General features: G+C 58.7%; 16 protein-coding genes. All 16 read right to left on the bottom strand.

Features of this window, described 5'->3' with window-relative positions; translation table 11 throughout:
* Positions 1-44: 44 nt before the first annotated feature.
* Positions 45-1,778 carry a UvrD-helicase domain-containing protein gene (locus BLS61_RS15225; RefSeq protein ID WP_090432247.1) on the bottom strand — a complete coding sequence of 578 codons (1,734 nt, stop codon included), beginning with the start codon at positions 1,776-1,778 and terminating at the stop codon, positions 45-47.
* Positions 1,775-3,859, bottom strand: coding sequence for an ATP-dependent nuclease (locus BLS61_RS15230; RefSeq protein WP_090432249.1), 2,085 nt, complete (start codon positions 3,857-3,859; stop codon positions 1,775-1,777). The genes BLS61_RS15225 and BLS61_RS15230 overlap by 4 nt, the downstream gene beginning before the upstream one ends.
* Positions 3,860-3,965: 106 nt before the next feature.
* Positions 3,966-4,484 carry a hypothetical protein gene (locus BLS61_RS15235; RefSeq protein ID WP_090432251.1) on the bottom strand — a complete coding sequence of 173 codons (519 nt, stop codon included), beginning with the start codon at positions 4,482-4,484 and terminating at the stop codon, positions 3,966-3,968.
* A gap of 2 nt (positions 4,485-4,486) precedes the next feature.
* Positions 4,487-4,990 (bottom strand): GIY-YIG nuclease family protein, encoded by a 504-nt coding sequence (locus BLS61_RS15240; RefSeq protein WP_090432253.1) that lies wholly within the window; start codon positions 4,988-4,990, stop codon positions 4,487-4,489.
* A 19-nt stretch (positions 4,991-5,009) separates the two neighbouring features.
* Complete coding sequence (locus BLS61_RS15245) at positions 5,010-5,933, bottom strand: phage exclusion protein Lit family protein (RefSeq protein ID WP_090432255.1); 924 nt, start codon at positions 5,931-5,933, stop codon at positions 5,010-5,012.
* Between the two features lie 74 nt (positions 5,934-6,007).
* Positions 6,008-7,387, bottom strand: coding sequence for a hypothetical protein (locus BLS61_RS15250; RefSeq protein WP_090432258.1), 1,380 nt, complete (start codon positions 7,385-7,387; stop codon positions 6,008-6,010).
* A 23-nt stretch (positions 7,388-7,410) separates the two neighbouring features.
* Positions 7,411-7,722 carry an AVAST type 1 anti-phage system protein Avs1c gene (gene avs1c, locus BLS61_RS15255; RefSeq protein ID WP_208598812.1) on the bottom strand — a complete coding sequence of 104 codons (312 nt, stop codon included), beginning with the start codon at positions 7,720-7,722 and terminating at the stop codon, positions 7,411-7,413.
* Between the two features lie 2 nt (positions 7,723-7,724).
* Positions 7,725-13,541 (bottom strand): AVAST type 1 anti-phage system protease Avs1b, encoded by a 5,817-nt coding sequence (gene avs1b, locus BLS61_RS15260; RefSeq protein WP_090432260.1) that lies wholly within the window; start codon positions 13,539-13,541, stop codon positions 7,725-7,727.
* 11 nt (positions 13,542-13,552) lie between these two features.
* Positions 13,553-14,725: an AVAST type 1 anti-phage system MBL fold metallo-hydrolase Avs1a gene (gene avs1a / locus BLS61_RS15265; protein WP_090432505.1), complete on the bottom strand. Its 1,173-nt coding sequence runs from the start codon at positions 14,723-14,725 to the stop codon at positions 13,553-13,555.
* A 225-nt stretch (positions 14,726-14,950) separates the two neighbouring features.
* Positions 14,951-16,222, bottom strand: coding sequence for a TIGR02679 family protein (locus tag BLS61_RS15270; RefSeq protein ID WP_090432262.1), 1,272 nt, complete (start codon positions 16,220-16,222; stop codon positions 14,951-14,953).
* Positions 16,219-20,364 carry a TIGR02680 family protein gene (locus BLS61_RS15275; protein WP_090432264.1) on the bottom strand — a complete coding sequence of 1,382 codons (4,146 nt, stop codon included), beginning with the start codon at positions 20,362-20,364 and terminating at the stop codon, positions 16,219-16,221. The genes BLS61_RS15270 and BLS61_RS15275 overlap by 4 nt, the downstream gene beginning before the upstream one ends.
* Entirely contained in the window at positions 20,361-21,629 is a 1,269-nt protein-coding gene (locus BLS61_RS15280; RefSeq protein ID WP_090432266.1) for a TIGR02678 family protein, read from the bottom strand. Before BLS61_RS15280 ends, BLS61_RS15275 begins: the two co-directional genes overlap by 4 nt.
* Entirely contained in the window at positions 21,626-23,224 is a 1,599-nt protein-coding gene (locus BLS61_RS15285; RefSeq protein WP_090432268.1) for a TIGR02677 family protein, read from the bottom strand. The genes BLS61_RS15280 and BLS61_RS15285 overlap by 4 nt, the downstream gene beginning before the upstream one ends.
* 327 nt (positions 23,225-23,551) lie before the next feature.
* Entirely contained in the window at positions 23,552-23,854 is a 303-nt protein-coding gene (locus BLS61_RS15290) for a helix-turn-helix domain-containing protein (RefSeq protein ID WP_090432271.1), read from the bottom strand.
* Entirely contained in the window at positions 23,838-24,221 is a 384-nt protein-coding gene (locus BLS61_RS15295) for a type II toxin-antitoxin system RelE/ParE family toxin (RefSeq protein ID WP_090432273.1), read from the bottom strand. The genes BLS61_RS15290 and BLS61_RS15295 overlap by 17 nt, the downstream gene beginning before the upstream one ends.
* 127 nt (positions 24,222-24,348) lie before the next feature.
* Entirely contained in the window at positions 24,349-25,551 is a 1,203-nt protein-coding gene (locus BLS61_RS15300; protein ID WP_090432275.1) for a tyrosine-type recombinase/integrase, read from the bottom strand.
* Positions 25,552-25,941 lie beyond the last annotated feature (390 nt).

Below are 25,941 nucleotides of genomic sequence, written 5' to 3' on the forward strand. Positions count from 1 at the left end.
CCCCGCTGGCTGGGCGGAACCATTGGGGGGGCTGTCACACAGCCTCAGGTCAAGATAGCAAGTTCCTCTACGTTGTCGCCTCCAAAAAGACGATTCACCGCTGCGAGAGCTGTATCCGGCATGGTCTGTGTGGCCAGCACGGCGAGTCGCGTCATAGGTCGGGAGATGGATACATAAAAGAGATTACGAGCACGATAGAAGCCCTTCGTGTTCTTTGCATTCAGCGCATTTGTCTCAATTAGCTCGAGTAGTTGTGGCCAGTTATAGTGGTTCCAGCCGCCTCCCAGCACTACAAGAACGTTCTCAAACTCGGCGCCCTTGACGCTATGTTGCGTGGCAAAGGAGGTCTGCTTTTCGATGAATTTGACCACCTCAACGACCTCTCCGTAACGAATGTCCCGAAGCTTGCTGTACCGCATAAGTGCGGATGCATCCTCAGGTATTGGGTCGCCGTTTAGTGCTATGAGTTCTTCGTCGCGCCGCAATACGCGGTCTGGTGGCGATGGGCGTCTTGTCACTTTCAGGTGGTCAATGACCTGTCCGATCGTGCCTTCTGCACGCAGCTTTTGGAGGGCATCCATGTCGCGACGCCAACTGGCTTTGTCTTCATGTTTGGTTATCGCAGGACCGGAGCCGTATGCCCTGAACATATCGCCGTAGCGAGATGCGCCGTAGGCTGCACATATGGGTTCAACGACTTCTGCAAAGAACTTGATCGCCGGGTCTTCCTTTTTTGCGAACAGATCGTTACGGCCGCTGAATACCTCAGCGAGGTTGGGATAGCCCTGTTCAGCGGCTAGGACGTTGTGGGTAAGCATCAGTACCTTCGTCCTGCTCAGGTCCCAGCCCTCGGCTTGCAGCCGTTGCATCAAATCTTCCCGAGTGCATCGGGCCAGATCAGGTGGCAGATCCTCTTTGGAATGCCTGTCATTTGTCCGTTGACCCTTGTAAGCGTTGGTGTGAAAGAAGCGCGCCTCGCCCTTTGCCTCGGGGTCATGCACGGCTTGGTGTAGTTCAGGGCGCAGCTTATTCAGCACATCTACGACAGCGGGAACCGACCGAAAGTTGGAGCCTTTGGCAATTTCTTTGATCGGATACTCCGCGAGCTCGTATTCACTTCGATAAATGGTTTGCCAGTGATCTCCAAATAGACCAACGAGGGGCCCGGTGGCGGGCTTTAAGAAGTGCTCGGTAATCGCCTCCATGAATTGGCGATGGGTATCTTGATACTCGTCGATAAAAATCACTGGGAACTGCTGGGTCAAGATTCGTCGAAATTTTTCCTTCTGCAGCAGGTTGGCCATCATCTCTGGGATGTCGTCGTGACTCAGCGTGACTCTGTCCATGTCGACGCCGAAGAATCCCAGGTCGTAATCCACGGGCTTTGAGCCGATACCGCCGCCTTGTTCGACTTTCTCTTTCCTATCCTCCATTTCCCCCACGAGGTCACGTAGCGCCTTCTGAAACTGGCGTAGGAATGCCCACGAGAAGCCGTGGATGGTATTGACCAGAATGGCGGGATGATCCTCAATCTCTTGGGCAATCTCATTACGGGCAACTTCGGTGTAGGTGATGCAGGCTACCTTTTGCCCCGCTCGAACTAAGGCTGGGCCTCGCTCCGCAATCAATCGCTTCAGCGCGGCGACCAAGGAATACGTCTTGCCTGCGCCGGCGCCAGCTTCAAGGCGAAAGCTGTGACCCGCATCAAGGGCCTCATTGATCTTTCTTTGAGCCTCTTGTGCAGCGATGAGTGCGGGATTCTCGTCAGGTTTAGTCATACTGCCTCCTCCTTAACTGGCGCTTCCACGTTCTGTGCGGGTGGAGGAGGGGGTTCGGAAAGCCATGCCAGGCCTTCCTGGATATAGCGGGGTACCACCCATTCTTTCTCGCGAATGGCGAACCGCAAGGCCGTATCCGCTTTCGCGAGCCCCTGGGCGATCTCCCACGCTTCAGTGGCCTCGTCCTGTTCCTTTGGCCACTCAAATCGGTCCGGGTTTGCTAGGACGAGCGCGTCTTCATAGCTGCGGGCGCATACGTTCGTACCAGGCTTCTCTGCAATCTGATAGGCAATGCGACGGTAACCGCTTTGCTTCTCTTCGGCAGTCTTGGCAACAAGCTCGGCAGGAGTGATTTGCCAGTCATCCTTTCCCTCGGTATCTTCGGGGCGAAACCATTCTTTGATAGCCGCGTTCGACGTCCGCTCGCCTTCAGCCACAGGGCACTTGTCCCAGGTCGTAATCGTTTTTCCTTTCTTGTTCTGCTTTTCCACCGGTTTGGTTGAATCCAGGTCGGTGACGACCAAGGTCTTGAGTTCGAGAAAGTCGAGGAGTGGATAGAAGATGTGCGCATAGGCTCCGCCGACCTCGACGCAGGTCACGTACTGTCTGGCCAGCTTGTGCTTGTCGTCGAGCGACCTATCAACCAATTCGCACAGCCGAGGCATCAGCAGCCGCTCCGTCGTCCCCTCGACCATAATGGCCTTGTCCGCAAAGTACAGATCGCACTTGGTCAACGTCATGTACTGGTGCAAGAAGTTCTGGTCGTCGGGAGAGATACTGCTCATGCCCTTCTTGAAATCTTTAACCTTGGTCTGACGAGCATTTGCCTGGCTCGGTGACTCATTTAAGAAATACCGTACAGCTTCAAACGATGCGGCATTTGCAACATGCGGAGAATGCGTCGTGATGACAAACTGAACGTTCCACGCAGCCTCTTCGGGGTAGCTCGCCGACAGTTTTCTAATGGCGGCATTCAGTTGACTGATGAAAACTTCTTGCATCTGCGGATGCAAATGAGCCTCAGGTTCTTCGACGAAGATTAGATGTGTGGCTGGGCGGTTTGCCTTGGCTCGGTAGGCCTTGTGATAGCTCTCGAGCTGCAACAGCATGTAGATCAGATTGCGAGTGCCGAGGCCGTTGTAGCCTTCCGGTAGATGTACCCCGTCTGTGCCGGTGTAGACCACCTTTGTGTGGTCCGACAGAAGGGCCTCAACATTCAACGAGGTCTCGGGCCGAAGCTCGGTATCATTGAGGCTAGGAAAACCCAGTACTTCCATGGCAGGCAGCAGCTTCTTCAGCATCTCATCGAAGTTACCTTGAATGCCGCGTTCGATATCTTCGACAGATGCCTTCAACTTCGCCGCCAGATCCTGATCTACGGCCGCAGCAGTTGGTGTGGAAGCAGTCTTGAATAGCGCACTGAGCAATTTGCCAATGACATCGGCGTCGCCATGCTTCGCATGGTCGAGAGTTCTCTGAGCACGAACGAAGTTGCACTGTAGTAAAGCCGCTAGCGTAGCGGTGCCCTCAAAGTCACGCCGATTGGTATCGTCCGTGGGGTCTATGGCAAACACATGGATGGCATATGCCTTGGCCAACGTGTCGCGTAATGAGCGGAAGAAGTGGTTTTTGGGCTCGACTCCTTCTGGCGTGGGGGGGACATCGAGCAGAGTGTGGAGGGTTGCCAGCGTCGCTTGGTACTCGACGCGCACAATGGCCGTGGTGGAGTCGACGTCCAAGTCAATGACGAAAGGCGAGAGAGGCCCCAAACTCGGGGCGGTGCTGTCGTATCGGATGGTTAGTGTAAGAGATATCGTCGGGAGTGCCGCGAGTACGTCTTCTGGCTTTGCCGCTTTTTCTCTCAGCTTCTTTGCGTTGAAGAAGCGCTCGCGCTGGAGAGGCGAAAAGTCTTCCAGGCGAAATCGCGCTCCGGTCTCCCCGGTGAAACGATCAAAAATTTCGGTGAACGATGTTTTTCCGCTGTTATTGCGCCCTACGATGACTGTGGAATTGCCTTCCAGTATGATTTCAACATCCTGGAGGAGTCGAAATCCCTCGACCCTAACTCTCTCGATTCGCATGCTTCCTCCTGATTGATTTTCCTAGTGGCTTCCTGCTTGTTGGATTTGGATGTCTTTGTGCGTATGTGTGCTGATAACTCCTGTGGGCCAGATGTAGTTTTCGCTGCTAGTTGAGCTGTCCGTGGCACTCAAGAACTCGCATCAAGATGCTGTTTGCATGCATGAAGTTCTCTCGCTGGTCGTGAAGCTCGTATGCCCATTTTTCGCCATGAAAAAGGTTGTTGCGCAGGCGCCAAACGATCATTAGCAAGCAAAGAGTTCGGTCGCGGGGGTCGTTGTTCGCGCCAGTGATGACGGCATGAACGAGGTCGGGATGATCCGGCGGCCGGAGGTAGAGATAGGGGAAATGATGGGTCATAGCGCCATCGGTGAAGTAACGGTTTCGAAAGTAGGCAAGTTCCGTGTCGTAGAGATTAGCATCAAGCGTGCCGCTCGCCGCCCAAGAGTCGACTCGCTCCCGGATACGATCGGCACGAGCGAAGTTGCCCATGATTTGTGCTTCGAAGAGGCTCCAGAGAAAGGCGAAGTCGTAAATTGCATGGCGGTCTAGATCGGTGAGATTTCGAAAACCAGGAGCGTGCGCTTCCAGCCATAGCTCACTTCTACTAAAGTTGTTATCGTCCATATTTAGCCTTCCATCCCGTCTTCATGCGGATTGAGTTCGGAGAAGTCGATCAGCGCGTCACAGTTCAAACAGTGGTACATCTGCGATGCTTCCTGGAAGTGCATACCACATAGGCATCCGCAGAACGGGCAACATTCGTAGAGCTCAAAGTCGCCCCATTCCCAGACACCTAGATATTCGGGAACTGCATCGCGGTCATAGCCCACGACCTGGAAGGCGTCGGCGTTCTTGGCTACAAACCCATCGAGACCTGCGCGCATGAGAATGGGCAATATGTCGGCTGGTTCAATGTTGAACCACTCCCCGCGCACACGTGTAGATCCAAAATGCTGGTGCAGATGTCGCTCAAGCTGAAAGGCGTTGTCTGCTTCTATCCAGCCGAGCAGTCGTAACTCTAGAGGATTTCCGGTCTGGAGGTTGCGTTTGCGCGCGTCTATGTTCTTTGCCACCCCGATTTTGATTGGGCAGCATTTACTTTCACTTTCGCCAATAAAGTAGACCGGCATAACGCGTTCCTTGTGGCTTTCAACAAAGCCTGATTAGCAGTTCTTCGACCATTTCTCGGTTGGACTTCGCCACTATGTCTAATGGTCTATTTTCCTGTCGCAGGAGTGCAATTAGCATGCAAGCGGTGAACATCCAGAAAGATGAGGGGTTTGGGAGGTTGTAACCACGAATCATCGCCGATAATCGTTCGGCAATTGGCGGGTATTCTTGATCTCCCCAACGTACATGTCCTGGTGTTATCGCATGGATGATCACTGCTGCCAGGGTTATTCCGGCTGCTCTCTTCCATTGAACTTCGGTGAAGCTGTGTCCGTGCTTTTCTGCATAATCAGCGAGACCACTCATCATGAAGTCACGGGCCCAGGTGTCACATGCGATTTCCTCTTCAGGTCGTAGTGAAGGTGCGTTCTTGTCGGCGCAAAACATGACATGTTGGAACTCGTGAAGAATCGAAAATGCGAGCGCGAGTCCTACCAGATCGAAAGCAGCTTTATGCTGGACGTCTTCAAGGTCGTCGCGAATATCAATCGGTTTGGGTATGTCCGCTGGCCAAGAAATATCAGCTGGTTGCTCGGCCGCGATAAGGGAATGGACGCTGGCGATGCGCTGTTTATAGTCGAATTCGAATTGCCCTCGTTCTTCGTCCATATTAAGTGCGTCATCAAGCGATGCCCCAGTCATTGTCGCTACGACCACGGCCGGTGAGTAAACTTCGATTGCACGCCATGCGCTAAAGCCGAGTAGCCAATAAATCTCGATCGTCTTGATGTTGAACTTGATGCGTTTAGAGTTGGCGTTCATCGTCACGCCCTTCGCATCCTTTGCAATCTCCACGCTGTGTCCATACTTCCTCCAGAGGCCACTGATCTCATCAGCACGTTCCGGTACGGCTCCACGCAGAAGATTAAGGATAATTGTTTTGTCGGATGCTGTGGTTGCCATAGTTGGCGATATTCCTCTGGTCAGAGAACAGTTCTGGGATCAACTGCTAGCAGGACGAACTTCCTTATGCCTTGCTAGCTCCGTCCGGGGGCTGTGTGAAGTATGGTTACTGAGGAGAGAACCGTGTTTTTCCAGATTGTGCTGCATTCGATGTGACCGTGACGCTCGAACCAGTGAGTGGCGCCTGGAAGTAGTTGGAGCGATAGGGGGTTGGTAGCTAGTGGATTGTGAAACACTTCTAGCTCCTGGCACCATGCTTCGCCCCATGGCCAGAGCGCCTCATATTCAGGACTGTCGACCGACAGCTCGAACGGGACTGGCTCCAACGCGCCGGGGGTTCGATCGAAGAGGATGCCGCGTCGGATCATTGTCAGGCCGGGAGGTCGCCATCCTGCAAGAAAGCCCATGCGGTTGAACTTGGCGAGCGTCGCTGCGTTGCTGAAGATTACGGCGGAAAGATGGGCGAAGTCTGGATCACGGAAGAGCCCTGCAGGGATGCCATGCTTGCCCGAGAGGTTGGCTATCGGCGTCCCGACTGCCCTGCGTTGTGCTCCTTCTCCTTCGATATCGGCGCGTAGCCCATAGAGATAGGTGGGCAGCGCCTCTCGGCTCCAGACCATCGAGCCGGATTGGTGGAAATCCGCCAGCGCGAGGGCAAATGGTCGGCCCTTCACATACTCCAGCTCATGATAGTTGCGTTGGAGCTTTCCCCGCAGCGTCTTGGCGAAGCGTTCGGCAGGATCTCCGGTCAGACGTTCGTTACGATCCTCCGGTGCCTGTACCCATTCGCCTATCCCGCCGGCTCGTGGAGTCTCGGAGTTTGCTGTTACCGCCTCGATCCAGCACTCGATACTGTCTTTCTCGATTAGGAAGTCTGGCGAGACGTAGTCTTGTAGGACGTTCACACCTTGTTCGCGCAAGCAGGCGAGAAGGTAGAGTTCGAAGAGCCGAGAGGAGAAGTTGTTGGTCTGAAAATCAGGAACAAAGTTGGCGTCAGGGTTAGGAAGCGCGAGATAACATTCGCCTATCGCCATCAGCGCCGGTAGATGGCTGTTTGTGCTCGTCAGCAACTCGAACTCCGGGGATGTCCCTCGCGGCCCAGGTTTTATCAATAGAGGGCGGCGCTTGGAGCCTGGCGGTAAGGGTTCTGGTGGGGCACCGGCACGCATGCTAATGCTGAGACTGCTTAGCGCGGATTGGGGGGTAGGGTATGGGCCGCTTTCATTAATGACGGTCCAGCGATGATCGACGCGTCGGCGCAGTGCCAAGGTGGTGAAGACTCCGAGCTCCGGGTCGAGTAGGATACAGCCGCTCGTGCTGCTGCGCTCTGCCTGATAGGCTCTGAAGATACGTGCTGGCTCGAAATTGGGCCCGCGTTCGAGCGACAACGCATACAGCTCAAACTGCCGTTGGCTAATTGGCGTGATCAGGCGCTTCTCATCAGCTAGCGGCATCACCGACCTCATGGGCCTGCGGGCTACGACTTGTCTTCGAATATTTCGTCATCTTCTCCCCCTTTGCAGGCCTCCTCCTTACTAGCCATCTGTCTGAGCATCTCGCCCATGTCGGTGGCAATCATCCGATGGCTCATGTTTGCGTTCAGGCGGACCATTTCGTTCACGCTGAGCATGTCGATACGACCGTTCGGCAGGTGTCGCACGTCCAGCAAGCCGTCTAGGCCAGAGGGGTGCAGTTGTCCTGTTTCGATCTGCTCAAAGGTGAGATAGATGCGTTCTTCGAATTCACCCCGAGTCATCGGTTGCTGCATGGTCGTCAGTTTTGGAAGCATGGTTAGTGCGCCTTATTAATCTTTGCGTGGATACTTCCATTGACTCTCAGTATCCATTGCAGGCGCCAGCCTGGAGGTAGTGTCAGCGCTTCGCGTTGGATGGCAAGCATCGAGATCTCGTGAGGGCGGCTCGCCCCTGGCGTTCGGACGGTGCTCCCATCTCTCCAGTGATATCTGACTGTTGCAGAAGTGGGGGCGTGCAGGAGCTCATGGAACTGTGGGTTGGCGATAGAAGGTGTGAGAGATCCGAAGTGCGCCAGTCCCGGCTTCACACGACTGCAAACCGCGACTTGATCGCGTGGGAGCGGTCGCGGCAGCTCGGTCGGCCTGAAGGTACCCAGCTCTACTGGATGGGGATCCCGCTGCCCGGGCGATAGCAGATGCGACGTAAGGTCTACCCTAACTATCTGTCGTCTGTGTTCGAGGTAGCCTTGGACGTCCAAGAACACTAAATCAGCAGCCGAAGGGAGGAAACGGGCGAAATCTCCTGAGGCAATGGTTTCGATCAGGCTAGCGATGAGCTGCCGTCCATCTGGCGGTTCGATGAGGGATTCTGGGTTGTGCATGCGCAGCACAGCTTCAATCTTGACCAACTGCTCGATCGACGCAGGTCCGAAGAGCGCGATATTGAGTGCAAACCGAAGCCTCGCAGCCCAACGATCCGGGATGAAATTTGCATTCGCTTTGAATCTTGCTGCGGCCAAGGACTCCAGTTGCTGAGCGTCATCGAAGGAGTGTTGTCCGCACAACTCTCTTAGAACCGATACGATCCTAATCAGAGCTGCCTCGTCTAAAACCCCAAAACTCTGCAGCTCTCTCCAAGCCGCAGCCAGACTTGAATGGACATGGGCAGCATGCAAGGTGTCTTCCGGCTGGACGATTGGGCTCTCACTTCTCAGTGTCTTGGCCCGAAGAGTCTTGACTGCGTCGGTGGCCGAAGCAATGCCTTTGGAGCTGGCGCGGTTAGCAATCCGTATAAGCGTTACATATCTGCTTGCATGCGCGCACCCCTTCGTTACTTTGTTAATATCGATGAAGCGAAGGACGCGCTCCCATAGGGTTGCTGCGCTCTCACGCGAAAGGACGTCCAAGGCTGCCGCTGCAATATCAGCGCGGTTGCCGCTCTCCATGGAGAAGGCGAGGGGGGCTACTTTCTCCATCCATATGTCATCGCTTCGCAGGAGCCAGAGCACCATTGCTGCGGCTGAGTCTCGTCGCTCCCAGCTTGGATGATCAAGTGCCCAAAGAAGGAGTTCCAAGAGGGCGTCTGACGCCGTTGCAGACGTTTTCGCACCGATGTAAGCGAATGCGTCCGAAGGCGCAGCACCGACCAACTCGCGGACATGGTCGGTCGCCACTGAAAGCAGCTGTGTCCGCTGGGTGGCGTCGAGATTCGGGCCGACAAGTTCCATGAGCTGGTAGGCTACCGACCAACTCTGGGCGTGCTGTTCACGTAGGGCTAATGGCCCGTAGAGGCGTGCCAGTTCATCTGCAGAGCGGACGTTATCTTGGATGAGGAGATCCGCCATCCTGGCGGGGTGACCCTTTGACCAAATCGACCAGCCACCGTCTTGCACCGCCCTCAGAGCTGACATTGCATGCTCGACTGCCGCCGACGTGTTCCGGCGCTTCAGGTGCTTGCGTGCCTCTTCCATAGACTGCTCAGCCGCTCGCACTGAAACTCTCGTGCCAAAGGTGCCTCGCATCACCACGCGGTCCTCCAGGCTCTCCTCTTCTGTTGGGCTTGCGGTGGCTTCCGTCTTGGGCTCAGCGGCCGCTTGGGCCTTGGCTGGACTTGGCCCCATTGGTATTCCGGACCTGCGGCTCAATGATTCGAGGTCATCCGGTTCGAAGGCATCGCGATAGCGCTCGAACAACGCCGAGAAGCTATCACGTGTGGTATCTGGCAACGCCTCATTCAAGCAGCTAAGAAGCATCCACGCTCGTTCGTCGTTCATCGCTTGCGCGATGCTGCTGATTCGTTTGACGGCCCACTCCAAGTCGACGGAGCTAGGTGCAATTTCCTGAATAAGCTTTGCATAGGCCCGCCCCCAGTCCCTGAGATATCGCTCGTCTCCATGCAGGTAAACCTCTAAAAGCGCCCAGCGAACCCGCCAGTTTGCGGCGGTGCCAATATGCTCAAGCAGACTCACTAGGGAGGCTTGCTCATCCAAAGCTCCCCCCGGGAAACGCATGCCCACGAGCGGTGCGACGCGGTCTAGGCCACCGTGCGACGCCTGTGCGCGCATCTCGTCAATGCTGCCGCAGGCCTGGTGCTGGAAGTAGCGAACGGCGTCCGAGTACATGCCGCGTCGGCTCAGCTCGCCTATGAAGGTTGCCTTTTCCGAACGGACATACCGCTGGAACGTCATCTCCCCACTAGCGTGCTCTAGGTATGCAGCAATTTGCGCAAGCGCCGCGGGGGCGATCTCCGCTGTGGCCGGAAGTACCTCAAGCGTCTTAGACATGATGGCGAACTGGTCTTCTTTGTACCAACTGGGGCCCATCGAAACTGCGAGGACAGTCTGGTACGTTTGAAGGGCTTCTTCTTCCGATTTCATCCGGGCAAGTAGTGGAACTATGGACAAGAGTTCGGGAACAAGCTCATGCCTGTTCTCCACGTTGTCCCGGACGTAGTTCCTCCAACGGATCAATAGGTCGAACACCCTATCGGCGACATCTTCCGATACTTCTGTGTTGACGAGCCTCGGCACAACAGCCTGCATTACGTGTCGGAAGCCTTCGTTGTATAGGCCGAGTTGCCCGTCGAAGGAGTCCTCAAGGATGGCAAGAAGGTCTGTAAGCGCTTCTGGCATGCAGTCGAGGTAAAGGTTCGCCAGGTAGCCGTAGAGAAGCGGCACGATATTCTCGGGGATGAAGTACGTCCCCTGCCAGGAAATGCGTGAAGCGAGGTTAAGCTGCAGACAGGGGAGCAGGTCCTCTTTCAGATACGTACGCGCATCTGCAAGTGCCGCGTCATTGCTGGATGCACTGGCGTGACGTGCCTTTGCGTCTACCCAGGCAACCGATGCGGCGAGCGTTTCAAGGCTGTCCTCCCAGTCGTAGGCCAGCAGAGCTTCTGGGGCGGGTTGGTATTCGTCTCGCCCCAGAAAGTACTCCGCTCTAAGCCGACCGTAAGCGTCAAAAAAAGCAGCGCTGTCGGCGAGGGAGCGATGCTGTGTGAACAAGGGGAGGCCGCCTGCCTCCCATTCCAACCCGCCAGCGTAGGTCTCGACCAAGCTCGGGCTCGCGCCTGTCTCGATCAGCAGGTCGACAAAGTCAAACTGCTTCTCTTCCGCATCTAGGGATGCATCGAGCTTGCTGCTAATGTCCTCAAGCAGCACGCCGACCTTGTCTCTTGGGAGTCGAACCTTGTAGCTCTGCGCATGGTTGTAAGCATGGCCAAGTATTGAAAGGAGCGAAAGCACCTGGAACTTGTTGGGTACGCCAGAAGACAGGGGAATCTGAGCGATAGGCTTGTAGGCATGGACTATGCACAAACTCGTACCAAGCATGTTGCCGACCAGGTCTCCGAGGATGCGCTGAGCATTCTGCGGCGAAATTCTGTTCCTTGAGGCGGTCACGAGCCCCACCACATACTCAAGAAAATCTGCAGTGGGAGGTTCGGCTCCAGCCTGGTCGGCTAGAACCCAGCCCTGCAGTCTTATAGCTGCCGCGTTCAGAAACTCGCCGATCTTTACACCATTGCGTGTGAGGGTTGGCTGGAGGAGGCTATCAACCTTCTGAAGAACCTCAATTGCTTCTTTTGGGTGACCAGCTTCGATGAGCAGCCTGACGATGGAGAATGCCGAACTGTGCTCCACTATGAGGTGCCCATGGCGGAGGATGTGGCGCAGCGCCTGGTCAGTCTTCCCGAGCGCGATGAGCGCTTCTGCAGCGAGACTTGCCGACTGCGCAAAGAGCGTGTCGTATCGGAATTTGAGTCGCTGAGAAAGAAGCAGCAAACGAACAATCTCGGTCGCGGTTGCCAGGCGAGTGGCAGCCTCAAGCGAGTCCTCAATGTCGCCAAGTAGGACGTCTGGCTCAGCTCCAAGCAGAACAGATTGGTCTACCCATTGTTGCTGACAGCCATCTATTGCGGCCAGCTGTCTTGTCCTGTCAGCAAGAAGGCCGTGGAAAACTCTGTTGAGTTGTCCGTAATTCCCGCTATCCGGAAGCTGACAGTAGTCGGCGAGTCGACCTTGCACCCAAACGCTTTGGGCTGACGTCTTGTGAACCACGAAGTCAGAGAACGAAGAGTGGTAGACCTCGGTGGTGTCTGGTGCAGTCAGCAGATGCCGGATGCGTGTAATGGTCGGAACGAAGGCAGCCGACTCAGGGGGTGTCAGCATGACCAGCAGGTTAGAGGTCGGGATCCCCCAACGCAGCCGTGCAATGATCCCAAGCAGATTGACAGCATCTGCATCCGTCAGAAGCTGTGCCCAAATGGTCTCGTAGTAGTCCTCGATTGCTCCGCTGAACGGCGGCAGCGATTCAAGGTCTTCCTCACCGGCCCCACCATTGACGATGTCGACGAGATAGCGGAGGTACAGCGGGTGGCCCTTCGCCCTCTCACAAAGGGCGGCGACCAGCGCCGGTGATACCTTGTCCTGGTCTAGCGTCGAAGTGCAGAGGCTGTACTGGATGCTGTCATCTAAGACAGGCAGGGTCAGGCGGTGCACGGGTTGGAAAATGGGAGCGAGCTTGCCTGCAATGGCATCCAGTCCAGCTCCCACAATCACGACTTGCAGTCCTTGCGGAATGGTTGTCGGTAAGAGCCCGATGAAGCGCTGCAGGACGTCATCGCCAATGGTTGCAGCCTCATTCACGCCATCTATGAACAACACTCCAACCTTGCCGTCGTTTGCGCAGTGTTGAGCCAACGATTGGAGTGTCTGGTGCGTAGTCTGGACGAGCTGAGCATAGGTCGCTTGCGACAGCCGAGCCGGTCGGCCAGTGGCCAGTACCGACAGCAGCGATGTCAACCAATCAACGAATACCTCCGGTTGCGCTTGGAGGGCTGCTGTCGAGCCTCGACTGCGCTCGGAGAAGGCGTAGACACCCAGGACTTCAATGTCATTGGAGTCCGGTCTGAAGTTCTTGCAGTAGGTCGACTTGCCGATGCCATGGGCACCGTCCAAAAACAGGTACCCGCGACCTGTCTTGGAGAGGCTTGATTCAAATGTCTCGTCGAATGTGGGGCGCTCGGCAAATGGGGAGGTGTCATCCTCGGATGCACCTTCATTTGAGAGGAGGTTGTTGTCGGAAAGGAAGCCGCGCAGAGCGGCCATGCTCACGGCTCCAAGAGAGTTGTCGACGCTGACGCGTAGCAAGCCTTGGCAGCCATCTGCAGTCATAAGCGCGGCACCGGACATGCCGCGGTAGTCCGACAGGGTTGTCTCTGCGCTTACCGACAGGTCGAGATCAATGCCATTGGCTAGCTCGCTCAATGCCTGCTGTACCGTTCCATCAAGAACTTGGCCTATCTGCAGCTTGGCAACAGGGTATCCGAAGGCGTTCCATCGTGTGCCTGGTCGAGGTGCGGAGACCGCAAGTGGCAGGGGGGCGGCGTCAGTAGATGCTGGAAGCCGTAGCACGCAAACGTCGAGGTCCGCGTCAAGGACTTCCAGTTTTGCCTTGTGCTTGACGGCAGACGGGCCGACGCCGAAGCTGACCTCAACGTCCGTTCCTAGGGGCACCGCCTCGCCGAGACAATGGTAGGCCGACAGAATTTGGTCGGCCGAAATGAGCCAGCCTGTGCCTGCTTCGCTAGTACCTATGACTTGGCAGGTTGCCTGCTGCACTTCACCTTCAGTCATTGTTTGTCTCCCTAGACATGGATCCAGCCGTCTTGAACGACTTCCACGTTGAACTTGGCGCCAGACCTTGACGCGTGTGCCCGAAGGCGAGTCGATGCAGGGGTCTCGTAGTTGAAGTAAAGCGTTCGCTCAAACGTCGCAGGCCTGTCGACGATTTCGGCGAGCACTTCAAAGTCTGGGTGGTTGTGCGCCGACCCATTCGACGAGACCAGGAAAACAGGAGCGTCAATGAGCGACAGGAGATCCACGCTTGTGTTGTGAATGCTGCCGTGATGGGACACCTTAATGACGTCGAACATCTGTAGAGCATCGCCCTTGTGTATCCGTTTGAGCTCTGCAGCAACGTCCTGGGCCCAAGCGTCGCCGAGGAAGAGCAGTCGCTTGCCTTCCGCTACGATGACGGCGGCGATGGAGCTGCCATTGGTAGGTGATACGTCAGGGACGTACAGTTCAGCGAGCCTCTTGGACCCTCCGGACGAGATGGTCTTGACCGTCGCCGGCATTGGTTCGCGAGTGGACGCGCATAGCATCTCGTAGGCGTCCTCCACCAGGGCATCGACAGTTGCCCCGCCTCTGTAGGAGAGCTTTCGCATCTGCGCAAGCCACCAAGAGCGCAATTCCTGCAGTCTGGTCACCGGCGGCCCGATCAACTGGATCTGAACGCCGTTTGGCAAGGCATGCGTCGGCCGCCCGCTGGTCATGCACGTGGTGCCATCACCTGAGTTCCAGAGGTAGCCTTGTTCCTTGAGAAGCTTTGCTAGGGAGCTTCCTTGCTTGGCGCTGATGGGGTTGACCACTGGCCCCGGGGGCGATGGTAGGAGAAATCCTCGCCTCTGTACCGCCTCCAAAAGCTGGCGGTCTGACAAGGTGTCGGGAGCGCCGGGTGTTGATGGTAGCGATCTGAGGCTGTTGTGCCAGACCTCTTTGACCTCAATGATGCTTCGAGCTCCATGAGGGCCGTTCGAAGAGAGAAACTCGAGAAGTCCGCCGATGTGGTCTTTGTCAATGTGTGTGCAGATGAGCAGATCTAGCGCGTCACCGGCGCTGGCCACCTGCCGGAGGTCGTCCAGAATGTAGTCGTTGAAAGTGCTCGCGTAGCCTGCGTCGATAAGGATGTGTGTGCTTGAGGCTTGGACGAGAAAGGCATCGCCGTTCTTTGCAGCGTACATCTTCAGTTTTGGCATGCGCTGTTTTGGCCTTAGTGGAAGTCGCACGCTAGACCTGACCTGCTGTGCGTTCTCAGCCGAGCTAACCATAGCGCTCGAGTATTTTGCATCAACACGGCATTCGCACGCCTGAAATTCTCGCGCTGATCTCGAAACTAGTAGGCCTACTTCGCGCCATAGAGGAGATTGCTGCGTAGGCGCCAGACAATTATTAGAAGAGCCGGCATCCGGGCGCGTGGGTTGTTACACCTTATGGCTCAGATCGTCTATGAGAGTGCTGACAACCGCTTCCTCTGGAATTGCGAGTCCTTGGGTGTCCATGGCCGTGTGCAGCGCTTTGTCCCATAGAGCCTCGACCCCATTGAGGGCCAAATCGCGCGGCCGCGTCGGCGCTACCATCACCGCCGCGAGGTAGTCTCTGTACCCGAATCTCCAAGGGATTGCCTGCCAAGTGCGCATGACGTGATTGCCGATGCCGATCCCGGGCCAGTCATAGTCGCCGTGGTAGTGCAGGCGAGCGCCGGCGGCGGCCAATTGGTCGAGTAGAAATCGCTGCGCAGCGGCGGGCATGCCATCGGTGCAGACTAATGGAGCACTATCGGCACCCAGACGGTCGGCGACGATGGCTACTATGTTCGGGTTTTCACATACGTACACATTCCGTCCGTCTACTGCCCAGGAATACGGCTTGCGAACCAACTGCCGCAGTGAGAGGTAGGCGGGCTCGCCAGGCAGCCAGGTGCGGGCTGTGTCTGGCAGTGCAGGCAAGTTAAGAAAGAGAGCAGGGCGGGCCAGCTCGTTGACGAGAACTCCCGCCCTCGACCAAACCTCCCGCACACGCTCTTCGGTGCCATCGCCAGTCTCGGTTGTTGCCTCATCTTCTTGAGAGCCGCCTGTGCGCTCGTGCAGGCGCCACGCCGACAGTACCAGGGTCGCTACAGGACGGCCGGGATCCAGCGCATGGGCATCGCCCAGCGTTTCGGCGGCAAGTTGCGAGCGAGGTAGTCCTTCCTCGGGCAGACGGCGGAGCACAGTATCAGTCGCTGCCAGTAGCTGATTAGCGCCCGCGGGGTCGCGTCCAAGACGCTTGAGCAGGGGCATGGAGGTAGCTGTGTTTTGCAGCCAGGCGCGGAGGAGAGGGCTGCCTTCGTCCGACGCCGAGGTTGTCAGAGCCGACCATTGTGCCGATAGCGTTTTACGCAGGCTGGCTTTCGCAACGATAGGGCCATCCAGCCTCTCCAGAGCATCCTGTAGCGAGTTGGCTAGCCCTGCGGCACGCAGTCGTGCATCGAGATCGGCAATGTCCAGCGTCATCGAGCGCGCTATACGCGAGGGGCGGCCAGTCAGTTGGCAAAGAGCCGAGTACTCTACCGGGGCGAGGTTGCTCAAGTGAACCGAGGATAGCGACTGCTCGGCATCGGCGAGCTCAAAACGGCGGCGCAAGCGCTGGCGGAGGGCGTCCAGTTCTGGCCCGCCGAGCAGGCGCTGTAGACGTAAGTCGGGGCTGGTCTTCATGCCAAGGGGAACCTGCGATCAGGATCTTCCTCGAGTCGCTTAGCCCGTCCATCCCAGGTCCAGCGCGAGACGAACACCGCTTCGATACCTTCGCGACGCTGCAACTGGCAGATCGACACGCCAGGTAGCTCCGCATAGCAGGCCCACTCCCGCTCGCTGGTGATGACGAAGTCCAGGTCAAATTCCCGTACCAGTCCCATGCAGTGTGCCCGAGCGGTATCGTCGATACCGGCGAAGGCTTCGTCTAGCAGCATCAAGCGTGGCGCCAAGGGACTGCCGCCGTGGCCGTAGAAACTGGCAATAGCGGCGAACAAGGGTACGGTCAGGCCTAGCGCGCGTTCGCCGCTGGAGGCCGGTCCAGACAGCTTGCGCCATTGACCATCCTGCTGACGCTGGATGCGGAAACGATGCCAATAGCGATAGTCCAACGCGTGGGCGAGTTGATCGAGAAGACTTCTACCTGCGCTGTCAGCGTCGGCCAAGGCGCGTTCGGCGGCGATCTGCTGTTGCAGCATGGTACCGACCGCACGCCGGTCTTCGGTCGACCAGAGGTCGGCGCTGGTATTTAGCAGGCTCTTGCGGGCGTCCTCCAGGCCTGCCGGTGCGCCTTCTTCGACCGATAGCGGCTCCCATAGCAGGCGGTAGCGTACGCCTGTGGTGGTAGGGCGCTTGTGCAATTCGTCGTTTATCGCCTTGACACGGTCGTCGGCAGCCCGCATCAGGCGCTGTAGTTCGGCGGCGATCTCCGCCTGCAGGTGGTTTTCCAACACTTCACGCTCGCGCGCCGACAACAGTTCGCTGCGCTGGGCAATATCCTCGGCCAACAGTAGCGCGAGCGTATCGGGACGCTCGGCACGGTTCTGGTACTGGATTGTGACGGTGATGCCCCAATCGTTGGGTTCCGAGATGGCCTGGTGGTTCAAGGCGCTCAGCCCGCGCTGCAGTTCACTCAGGTCTTCGGCGATCTGTTTCTGTACGCGGGCCCAAGTGGCCTCGTCATCGGCGATGCCAGTCAGCGCCTGTTCGATGCGGCGGGCTAGGTTCAGCGCCGGGTCGATGCTCCAATGCTCAGGCAATTGCAGGTCCGGCAATGCGGCTGCCAGCAGGCCGCTGGCGCTGAAATGGCGAAGGCGTTCGACGGCCGTAGTGCGCTCGTCGCTACGCTCGCTCAGTGTCTGCTCGGTGCGTTCGACGTGCGCTGCGATCACGGCCAGCCGTTTTTCCGCTTCGCCCAGCGCCGTGCGGCGTGTTTCGGCTTCCTGCTCGGCCTGGGTACGTCCGGCGAGCGCGGTGGCCAGTTTGGCCAGCAATTCTTCCACCTGCTGGCCGATGGACTGGCGTAGTGTCTCCAAGCGGCCCCGGGCCTGTTCAGCCTGCTCGTCGGCGACCATCAGGGTTTCCTCGGCCTGTTCCAGCACCCTGCGCGCTTCGTCTTCGCGCTGTTGCTGCTGGCTCTGATCGGGCCATGCGCGCTGCCACTCGCGTGCTGCCTGGACCAGATGCGCCTGGACGTTGGCGAAGTGTTCCAAGGCCTCTTCGGTTGTCGGTAGTAGCTCGGGGTCTGCCGGCAGGCTCAGGTCGGTCGCGTCGTGGTGTAACTGCTCGCGTGCCGATTGCCATGCGTCTTTGGCTTCCTGGCTGCGCGTTTCGGCCAGCACCAGCAGTTGCCGGCTCCGATCGACATCACGGGCGGCCTGCAGCGCGGCAGCAATCGCATCGTGCAGTGGGCGCTCGGAGGGTACGCTTTTCCGTTCCAGTTCGGCTTGGTTGCGCTCGGCGGCCAGGGTTTCGTATTGTCGTTCGAGCTTGGCTTGCGCCATGTCGAGTTCGGCGAGGAGGGTGGCGAGTGCTTCCAGCCGTCGTTGTCGTGCCAGTTCCCGTGCGCTGCGGCCGATGTAGCCTGCCTCGGTTTTTTGCCAGGCACCTGCCAGCGGCCCCAGACGATAGCGACCATCAGGCGACAGCCAGGCTTCGGCATCGCTCGGCTCCTGCGTGCCGTAAGCCACGCCTGCCAACAGCGCAGTCAGCGTTGCTAGTGTGATCGGACAGGCCTCGGGCAATGCGGGAATCAGCGCAGCGTTCAGGTTGGCAGCGTTCACTGGCGCGCGCTGGTGCCAGCTGCTATCCAGCAGCGGCGTACCGTCGCTATCGCTCAATATCCCATTTGGCGACAGCCAGGCGTCAAGCAAGCCGCTGGCTTCCAGGGCGGCTTCCAGCCCGGCCCGTTGCGCGGCATCCAGGCTCGGGTGGAAATCCACCAGGTGCCAGAGCGGCGCGCCGTGCCGTTGCAGGCGCACACCACTGGCCCGGGTGGGCGGCTCGGCGGGCAGCGCATCTTCGCCAGCGGCCAGGCGGGTGCACTCATCTTCGATATCGGCGCGCTGTTTGTTCAGGCTAGCAAGGTAACTGTCCAGCTCCGCCTGCTGGGCGGCGTTTCGTTGCAGCGTCGTCTGCCAGGCGTGGTCCAGTGCCACTTGCGCTGGGTTTTCGCCTTCCGGGTGGGCCACCCACTCGGCCAGTTGCAGCAAGGACTGCTCAGCATCGAAGCGCAATTGGACGAGGCTTGTGCAGTGCTCAGACCAGGCTCCGAGCAGCGCGCTGCCTGCCTGTTCGGCTTGCTGGTCGGCCCGCTCGCGTTGCGCCAGTGCTATGTCCATTTCACCGCGAATGGTTCGAACGTGTTCTTGCTTGTCCGCCAGTACCGCTTGGTGTTGGCTAACTTCTGCATGACGCTTACGCAGATGGGCGATGTCCTCGCGCCGATTCCTCACCAGCTCGCGCAGGGCTTCTTCAGCTGCTCTGTACTCGGGAGGATGAGCCGCCAGCGCTTCGGCCTCAAGGCTAAGCAGTGGGTTGATTGCGAGGTCTGCTGTTATAGCGAGTGCTTCGGCCGCGTCCAGCGTACGAGTACGCGCCTTGTCCAGCTCATCGCGAGCCTGAGTGGCCGCAGCGGTCCGTCGCTGGCTCAGTTCTACTTCGCTATTGAGTTTGCTACGCGCTTCATCGCGCTGTCGGCTTGCCGTGTGAGCTGCATGTTGCCGTTCGGCGGCATTGCGTTCTTCCAGGGCAAGACGGTTGGCGTCCTGGTTGGCGGGATCGCTCTGCAGCGTATCTACCAGCTCTCGGGCCGCCGAATACTTCAGCTTCGCGGCCTCGTGCTTCGCAAAAGCCTCACCCTGCGCGTTCTGTGCGCTGACGAGTTCAGCCTGCGCTTGATTGCGGGCCTCGCTGGCGTTGTCGAAGTGGGTTTGAGCCTGGCGTAGTTCGCGTGCCTGGCGCCGCGCCAACATACCGGTATAGATGCGGTAGCGTCGTTCAAACTGGGTGACGGTTTGCTCCAGTAGGCGCGTTTCTTCCAATTGAATGCGGTCTTCCTCCAACTGGTTGAGCGCTTCGGCCACATCGCCCAGCAGCTCGGGTGGTAACGGAGGCAGAGACTCACTCAGGGCATTGGACAGGCCGGTTTCGTCGGGTTTCTTTGACAGTTGTGGCTGGCGTAGCTGGATCAGCGTATCCATCAGAGCGTCATAGCGCCGTGTCCCTAGCTGGAACAGGCGCTCGTCCACGGCACGGCGATACAGCTGATGGTTTTCGAATAGTTGACCTCGTCCGCCAAGTGCATCGCGCAAGCGTTCGCGAGTAAGGACCTGGCGCTCGGCAGTGGTAAGCCAAAGATCTTCGCCGATACGCGGGTCTAGTGTCGTGCCGTCACCTTCGACGATGAAAAACCAGCTGTCTACTTGAGCCCGGCCATCGACTGCCGACAAACCGACCCCCAGGGTCAGGTAGCGAGGGCGGCCATCGCGCTCGCGTCGGCCGAACTCGATCCAGCTGTAGCCGATACGGCGGGGATAGCTACCGACAAGAAGGTTCCAGGCCATCTTCTTGCCGCTATCGCCGTCGGGCTCGACGCGCGACGAGCGCAATTGTGCGTCCAGCAGCAACGGTAAGGTCAGCGACAGCACCTTGGATTTCCCGGTGCCGTTATTGCCGCGCAGAAGTAAATGGCCATCGTGGAACCAGAACTCCTCGCTGTCGTAGTGGAACAGTTCGACGAGGCCAAGACGTAATGGCTGCCAGCGTTCGCGTAGAGGCTTGGGCAGTGGGGGGCGGGAAGAGGTGATGAATAGGTCGCTGGTCATGCGTCAGGCTCGGTTAGAAACAGGGTTTCGGCGCCCTGGGCGTTGCGCACCTCGGTCTGTCCGAGGGAGAAGCGGGCAATGGCGGGCAACGGATGCACGCCATGCATATCACGCAGCATTAGGCCCAGACGACATAGGCGAGCGATGGCGATTTCCGCCAGCTCGTGTTCGGCGCCTGGCGCGCGCGCCGACTTGCGCCAATAGCGGCCATATCGCCCAGCGGCCTCGCGCAGGAACAGGGCAATTTCGCTTTCGGTTGCTCGCAATGGGGCACGTTTATCACGCAGACGCCGGGCCAGGTACTCCGCTACCAGCAGTGTGACATGAGCCTCAGTGCCTTCGGCGGGCATGGCTACATCCGTCAGTTGTCCGCTCTCGTCGATCAGGGCCAGGCCTTCGGCGCGTTGCTCGGCGACCAGTCCGGTGGCTTCACACAAGCGGTTGGCGAGAACACCGCGCTGATTGACGAAATAGCTGCGCGTCTCTTCGTCCAGGGTGTCGGTATACAGCACCGGATCGTCGAGCAGGCGTCGCGCCAGGTGGTGGCGTATGGCATCTCGCCTGCCTTGCTCGCTGTCCACCGTAAAGCCAGCCACCAGTGCATGCAGCCGAGCCTCGGTATTTCCCGGAGTCTCCTCTGTGCTCCAGGTCGAGGGCCCGCGCACCGCAGCTAGCAGGCCGGCCAGCAAGCGCCGGTGAATGTCGTAGAGGGCGTCGGACTGTGGCCCGCTGCCGTCCTGCACGAAGCTCTCTTCCTCGCCAGCGACACGTTCGAGAATGCCATGATCCAAGAGGGTACGGCACACCATGACCAACTCGCGTCTTTCGGCAGCACCGTGCAAGGTGAAGGCGAAACCCAATGTCTCCAATGCCGGGTCGGCGGCTTGTTGTACGATCCGCTCGCCGATTTGTCGCAGGGTAATCTGCGGATCGGCTCGCTCCAGCACTGCAGCAGCTAGGCACAGCAGTACATAGCGACGCCGGTCATAGTCCGGCAGGCCACGGGTCGGGGCGGATAGGTCGGCCGGGCGCTTGAACAGGCGGGCACCTTCGCGGTCCACATGCAGCGGCCAGCCGGTCTCGCGGGCGAACCACTCGCGCAGGCGCTCGGCTTGGCGACGTACGGCGGGGAAATCCGCGTGCCCTGGCGGCATGAGCGGGCACATCAGCAGGCTGCGCAGAGCCCGGCGGAATTCGTCTTGCTGCTGCGCCTTCTGTGTTTCTCCGACATGTCGGGTGCCACGGCGGGACGAGGGTATGCTCATGATCTGTCCTCGGTGAGCCGGATCGTCAGCAGATGATCCCGGCCGGAGAAGACCCCGGCTGCCGTGCAGATTTGGGCGCGGCTGTTTTCAGCCAGAGGTTCCAGGCGAATACGCAGCAGACCGTCGCCCGTTTGACGCTCGACAGGACTGTTCGGGTCGTGTTGTTCGGCCAGCGCCTCGCCAAGCAATCCTAGAAAGAGGCCGAAGGCATGCACATCGAGCTCGCCCAGTTCCGATAAGCGTGTCGGGCGGCCGGTCGCCAATCGCCGGCGCGCGGCGTCGACTTGGCGCGATTCCTCCGCCAATTGCTGAGCCATCAGCGCCCGATCCCGGCTACGATCGCGCACTTTCGCCAGTGCGCCGCGCGGCGCGGCTTCACCGTACTCGCGCAAGCGCGGATTGATGATCAGCTGAGGTGCATCCAGCCAAGAGGTGCTCGCTGGCACGTCGTCTGCATCAGCAACCTCTAGTGAGAAATGGCGTGCTGGGTGCAGCGCGAACGCTGCTTGCGCGAGACGGTGTGCATCGTCGTCGCTGTCGCATGCAGCGAACCACTGTGCCAGCACTCGGAAATCGGCCGACCGGTCGCTGCGCCCGCTGCGTCGCTCATTAATTGCCGCGATGGCGCTAAGCAGTTGCGGAATCGCCGAGCGCGCTCGGGCACGCAGTAGTTCTGCTTGAGGTGGTTCGTTGCCGGTGGCCAGAAACCAGCCGCGCAATCCTTTCCAGCGCTCGCGCCAGATATCCTGGCGACGCTGCGTTTCCTCTGCCTGCTCGCCAGTGCCGTCGGGGGCGGCATCACGCGCTTCACGTGCAGCGACTTGGCGTAAGACATAGTCGATGGCGGCGGACAATTCATGCAGCGTGCGGGCGATGGCATCGGAGCGGCGGATCAGATCACCCATGAAGCGCTCGAGATAGTCGATCAGCCGTCGCTTGTAAGCGACCAATGCGGTGGCGTCGGCCTGCTGCAACTCTAGACTACGTGCCACTCCAGCCATGAACGCCTGGGCGTTTTCAGTGAGACCCTCAAACACCCGCACTAGGTCGCGTAGAATCTCATGTGCCTTGGCGGTATCAAGGTCGTTGACTGATTGCGCCTCAGCCATCAATCGCTGCAAGGCGCGCAAGCGGCTGTCGATGTCCTCCAGCGCAACTGTCTGCAGTTCTGCACGATGACGTAGGCTCTGTGCGAATGCTATCAGGCCGGCCTCTACCGCCTCGCCGCCGCGCGAGAGCCGATAGAGAAAACGTGCTCGATAATAATCGTTGAGCGTAGATACGCGCGTCATGTCCGGCTGTGATTCGAGATTGCCCCAGGCAGCTAGCTGAGCCAGTGCGGCGGCAATCTCTTCCTGAGCAGGTGGCGTTCTGTTGCCCCAATTCGCCTCGGACAATACTTCGTCGGGTCGCAATTGCAGGCGGTACTGGCGCTTGGCGGCAGCAAACACCTCCATAATGGAGCGATAGAGGGTCGCTTTTTCCGCAGTGGCGTGGCGGAACAAGTCTGCAGAAGTCTCAGGCCAAGATGAATCGCGAATCACCAAATCTTCCCCAGTGACCTTCCGTGATCGATGAGGCCATTCTTCAGTCATCTTCGCTATTTGCCAAGCTTCCCTTTAAGCCACGTGATTCTGATGGCTTACTCATCGTGTCGATGGGGAATACATGCTGGTGTCGCGGACTAGTTCACCGGGCTCATCGCTCAAGTGATGAGCATGATGAGGTGATGCCGACCTAGTGCTGGCTCTGCGCGCTGGCCAGCGCATTGAACAACCGCTTCCAGTTGGTCATGCGGCACTCTCGATTGCTTGCAGCGACTGCTGGGTCTGCATCCGCTCAGACCTCACACGGTATCGGCGAGCACGCGGTTTCAAGATGAAAGGGGCAATTCGCGTCGCCAATACCTGTCTTGCCAGGCATCAGATGATAGCCTGCAAGCCCTTGTCGGCGATGACGTTGAGCAGTTTGAGCGCCGGCCCCGTGGGATGGGTTTCGCCTTGCTCCCACTTGCGCACTGTCGAGGCCGACGTGTGCAAATGAAGAGCGAACACCGGCTGGCTGAATTTCAAGGATTCGCGCAGACGCTTGATGTCGACAGCACTGAACTCCCGCACCGGCGGCGGGCAGATCGCGTCGAATTCGCGCATCGTTACCTTGCTAATTGCTCCCGCTTCGTGGAGCGCAGCTAGGTCACCACGCAGGGATTCAATGATCTTGCTCACAATGCACCTCCAATAACACACCTGACTGCAACGCCTTCGACAAGGCTTCGGCGGACAGTTCCAGGAACACCTTGCCGGCGAACTGCAGTGCTTTCTTCTCGTCCTGCGAGATGTTCGCCTTGTCGCTCTTGGGAAATCCATGCAGGAACACATAGCGGTTGCCGACTCGGGCCGACAGCAAGGTGCGGTAGCCGCCGCTCTTGCCGCCGCCGGGACGGGCAACCCGTTTCTTGTAGAGATGGCCGCCCAGGTCCGCGTCGATCAGACCGCCTTCCATCTCCTTAACAGCCCTGCACAATGCGGCGTCAGGTAGCTTCTCGTCCGCCTGCCACCGTGCGAAGTCCTTTCGCTTGAGGATGTGCGTCATTTCCACCTCCAAACTATACCCGTAACGGGTATAGTTTTCCAGATGCCGGTGCATTGCACTGGTAGGGCGGGGCGGCGAGACGGCACCACACCGACTGGTGTCGATATGGCGGGGTGCTGGTCACTGATCATATGGTCACCTCTTTCGGTTTTTGGCGGGCACTGATAACCGTCTTGCGCCGGTTTGCCACCAGTTCGGCTGCCTTGCGCACCGGGTCGTCCTCGGTGTGGACGTAGCGCATGAACATCGCCACGGTCTTGTGCGCGGTCAGCGCCATGCCGACCTTAACTGGAATGCCGGAGTTGGCGATGTCGGTGGCCGAGCGATGACGGATACCATGGGTGCCAATCCTTGGCACGCCGGCGCGATCGAGGATGCGCCGCCAAGCGTTGTAATAGGAATGGGGGCTGAGCGGTTTACCATGGTTGCGGGTCGCCGGGCAGACATAGGGCGACTCGCCATAGCGGGGCGCGTTCTCCAGCAAGCGGCGGGCTTCCATGCTCAAGGGTTTGGACATATCGCCGGTTTTGCTGTCCGGCCAGACGACCCGGCTGTTGGGCAGGTCGAGCCAGTCCCATTGCAGCAGCAGGATCTCCGACATGCGAGCTGCAAACTCGAATTGCAGGCGGATGGCCAGTAGGTAGGTCGGATGCTCTAGTTCCTCGGCCTCCGCCTTGTCCAGATAGGCAAACAGCTTGACCATCTGCCCGTCAGTGATGAGACGGGTCGAGCCTTTCTCCGGATACTTGGATACGTGACGGCATGGATTCGAGCCATCGGGGCGGTAGCACCACAGCTCAGCCAGGTTGAACATCTTGCGCACGCAGGACAGCACTCGGTTGGCCTGTGTTGGGGACTTCTCCATGTGCTTCATCAGCGCGATGATATCGTGGCGCGTGACCTCGTGAACTTTCTTGCCACCGAAGGCGGGGATGATGTAGCGGTCGATATGGTACTGGTAGGCGGCCTGGGTGCTCGGTTTGTTGCGCACCTTGGAATGATCGTCCATGAATCGGCCGCACAGCTGCTTGACCGTCGGTGCCTGGCGGGCCTCGGTCTTGTCGCGCCCAGGGTCGCCGCCGCGCCGGACTTCGGCCAACCAGCCTTGCGCCAGCGACCGAGCCTGTTCAACGGTCAGTTCTCCGAACTGACCGAGTGCAGGCTTGCGCCGCACGCCGGAGTTCGTGCGGTACTGAACCATGAACACCTTGCGGCCGGTTGGAGTGACCTTGCACAAGAATCCTGGAACGAGCGTGTCCCGGAGTTCCACGTCGCAGGTTTGCGCTTGCGCCGTGTCAACGACGGATTTGGTGAGCTTGATCTTTGCCATGAGGTGCTCCCGAAAGGCCCCGATTCCAGGGGCCGGCTAGGAGCCAGGCGAAAGAGAACCGGGGCGGTTTGCGTCGTGCACCGGCATATGATCCAAAACGTGGGCTCTACGGAAAACCTGCTGCAGCAAGCTGTATCCAAGTCGAGAGAATGCCCGGTGCAGGAGCCATGCTGTTGCTTAAAATCTCTCGCTCGCAAGGGCGTGCCGGTTCGAGTCCGGCTTCGGGCACCAGTCACACCGCTTGTAGCAGTCCGCAAGGCTGTTACCGTCTTGCTCGATTCCGAGCCTGCTCCACAATTCCCCTCGCCGGGCATCTGCTCGCCCCAATGCATCGCTCGCCTGAAGACCGCGACGCAGCCGCTTGATCAGGCGTGCTCAGCTGCGCATGGC

Origin of the sequence: Ectopseudomonas guguanensis (assembly GCF_900104265.1) — a bacterium.
GTDB lineage: Bacteria > Pseudomonadota > Gammaproteobacteria > Pseudomonadales > Pseudomonadaceae > Aquipseudomonas > Aquipseudomonas guguanensis.